Origin of the sequence: Hymenobacter sp. UYCo722, from assembly GCF_040547115.1 — a bacterium.
Lineage (GTDB): Bacteria > Bacteroidota > Bacteroidia > Cytophagales > Hymenobacteraceae > Hymenobacter.
Window position 1 is genome coordinate 1 of record NZ_JBEPPC010000016.1, and the last position, 2,106, is coordinate 2,106.

The 2,106-nt window shown below is 57.7% G+C and carries 1 protein-coding gene and 1 pseudogene; both read right to left on the reverse strand.

All coding sequences use genetic code 11. The annotated features are described in order from the left end of the window. Positions 1–405 precede the first annotated feature (405 nt). Positions 406–1,149, reverse strand: a pseudogene (locus ABIB44_RS20460) (IS3 family transposase); the annotation flags it as partial. 144 nt (positions 1,150–1,293) lie between these two features. Then, entirely contained in the window at positions 1,294–1,596 is a 303-nt protein-coding gene (locus tag ABIB44_RS20465; RefSeq protein WP_354586232.1) for a transposase, read from the reverse strand. Positions 1,597–2,106: the final 510 nt, after the last annotated feature.

Below are 2,106 nucleotides of genomic sequence, written 5' to 3' on the forward strand. Positions count from 1 at the left end.
ACCTCCGAAAGTTTGCTGCACTTATAGTAGCGGTTAGTGGGTTGCATAACAAGAAGTTACGCCCCTATTCCTGATTTTTGCTTCCTAAGCCCCTACGTTAATATAACAGCATTTCCCGAAAACATACAGAATGCCCCGTGGTACTAGCTACGGGGCATTCTGTGTTTAGCGCTTTAAGAAGTAAAAATCAAGAATCAGGTGGCAGCTTGCTATAATACAAATTGCTAACCTTCACTACAGCGCAGAAAAATTTACAGGTTACGTTTTAGCTACTTGCTCCGGCTTTCTATGCTGTAGTTACCAGCTTGGACGCGACCCATATTACCTAGTCAAACAGTCGCACCATTAATTCGCCCTACCCGCACTTATGCCACCGGTGCCAACCATAGATTTGAGGTGGTCTAGCTAAGCCGGACACACCTGGGACGTTGTTTGAAGATGGGTTTCGAAGTGATTGGGTGATTGATAGCCGAGGGCAGAATGTCGGCGTTCGGCGTTGTAATAGGCAATGTGGTGGCTGATTTCGAGCCGAGCTTCTTCCAGCCCGGGGAAGCGGCCGCCGTCGAGTAGTTCGGCTTTGAAGCGACTCCAAAACGATTCGGCGTGGGCGTTGTCGTAGCAGTTGCCGCGCCGGCTCATGCTTTGCTGGGCGCCGTGTTTAGCGACCAAGTCTTTGAATCGGGTGGCCGTGTACTGGCTGCCCTGGTCGGAATGAATAATGAGCCCAGCGGGTGGGCGGCGCACGGCCAAGGCCCGGCGCAGGGCTTCGCTGACGAGGTCTTCGGGCATGGTGTCGCGCACTTCCCAGCCGACGACCTTGCGCGAACAGCGGTCCAGCCACACGGCCAGGTAGAGCCAGCCGCCGCCCTGGCGGGGCAAATACGTGATGTCGCCCACCCAGACCCGGTTGGGGGCCGTGGGGGCCGGCTGGCCCCGCAAGCGGTTGGGGGCGGCGCGCACGGCCGGGTCCGAGTCGGTGGTGCGGGGCACGAACAAACGGGGCTGCTGGGCGCGCAGGCCATGCTCGCGGAGCACGCGGCGGATGCGCCAGCGGCCCACCGCATGGCCCTGGGCCTGCACTTCGGCGCGCAGCCGGCGCGTGCCGGCGCGTGCCATAACGCTGGCTGTGGTCCGCAAACGCCTCGCGCACGGCCACTTGCCAGGCTGGTTCGACCGCCGGCACCTGCTGGCGGCGCTGCCAGCCGTAGTACGCGGCCGGGGCCACGCGCAGCACGTGGCAGAGCTGGCGCACGGGTACCTGAGTGGCCCGCTGCGCGATGTAGCGGTACGTGCTCACGGGGTCGGCTGGCCGAAGATGACCAAGGCTTTTTTTAAAATATCGAGCTCCTGTGCGAGCCGTTTATTGGCCGCACGCAGGGCGCGCACTTCCGGGTCGCGGGCCACTTCCAAGCTGCCCACTTCGGCCACCAACTGAGCTTGTTGCCAACGGTAAAGCAGTTTGGGGCTGATTCCCAGCTGCCGCGCCGCGGCCTGCGTGCTGCGGCTTTCACTGGCTAGGCGCAGGGCCTCGGCCTTGAACGCCTCATCGTATTTACGTCGTTTGTCGGGCGACGCCCCGCTTGCTTTGCTTGCCATAACAGAAGAAATATACGTCCTTCTTCTGTCCGTCATTCCTAGACCGCCTCAATTCTCCTACTGGAAGTTGCCAAGCCGTCGACCCGGCTAAATGTACTTCAGCCCGTGAAATATATGTGGCAACTTCGACCAAGGCGCAAGCGGCAAAATTGTCTTTTTACTTGGTTTAAAACAGCGGTAATGTATAAACCAAATCCGTTCTCGAGTGCGCGGGAAATACCTCACAAACCATTATTCGTAGCAAAACCCACATCAGCCGTCGGTATTGATACAGACGGTTGATGCGGCTATAAAATGTTAGTATACTTAAGCTTCAATCAACACTTCCGCTTTCGCACAACTAGCACCAATTATCCCAGAAAACATCGCACACCAACGACTAAAGAACGAGAGTCAGGGCTTTTGGGGCCTTATCACAAGCAAAAACCCTCTTGGCTGCTGGTGAAAGCATCCAAGAGGGTTTCCTGTTGTAAGGTTGGCGGCGACCGACTCTCCCACCGGTGAAGGCAG

Coding starts and splice junctions, on each gene's coding strand:
- ABIB44_RS20465 (WP_354586232.1), bottom strand. CDS start 1,596: ATGGCAAGCAAAGCAAGCGGGGCGTCGCCCGACAAACGACGTAAATAC.